The 751-nt window shown below is 60.3% G+C and carries 1 protein-coding gene; it reads left to right on the top strand.

Features of this window, described 5'->3' with window-relative positions:
- Positions 1–751: TrbL/VirB6 family protein (locus tag HMPREF3114_RS02595; protein ID WP_070488973.1), on the top strand; the 751-nt coding region annotated here is incomplete at both ends.

Below are 751 nucleotides of genomic sequence, written 5' to 3'. Positions count from 1 at the left end.
AGGGCTATCGGATCGTCACCGGCCGCAGCCGGGACTCGATGATGATCCTTGTGACCAACATGGCGCGCGCCGCCCTGATCGTGGCGGTGGCGACGAGCATGGGCATGTTCGGTCGCGACCTCCATGAATTCCTGACGGAAGACGTGAAGGGGCTGATCACGCACGTTGTGACCGGCAAGGACGAGAAGCCCGAGGCGCAGATCGACAAGAGCCTTGCCTGGATGCAGGTGGCGCTGTCCAGCATCGATGGGATCAAGATTCTCAATGATCCCGAACTGCAGGCTGACAAGACCCGTGCGATGTGGTTCATCGGCCTGGGCACGGGCGGACCTGCAGTGACGGCAGGTTCCATGTTGCTGCTGTATGAGGTCGCCATGGCCCTGTTCATCGGCTTGGGACCACTGTTCATTCTGTGCCTGCTGTTCGATCAGACCAAGCAGTTGTTCCAGCGATGGCTGTTCTACGGCATTGGAACCATGTTCTCCATGGCGGTGCTGGCGGCGATGGTCTCGATCGCGCTGGACATGGTGATCCGCGTGTCGGCCTCGTTCTGGATGACAGCGCTTGTGAACAAGTTCCCGCTCATGGGCGCGTCCAGTGACGGTATGACCAGTCAGGCGATGCAGCAGGGCGGCATGGGATTGATCCTGACGACCTTGATTCTGACTGCGCCCCCAATGGCGGCCATGTTCTTCCAGGGCACCTTGGGTAGCTTCATGGCATATTCGCAGATAGGTGGCAGCCCGGTGGC

Origin of the sequence: Stenotrophomonas sp. HMSC10F07 (genome assembly GCF_001807895.1) — a bacterium.
Lineage (GTDB): Bacteria > Pseudomonadota > Gammaproteobacteria > Xanthomonadales > Xanthomonadaceae > Stenotrophomonas > Stenotrophomonas sepilia.
The sequence above is the reverse complement of the archived record's forward strand: the minus strand, read 5'-3'. Positions and strand labels throughout refer to the sequence as shown.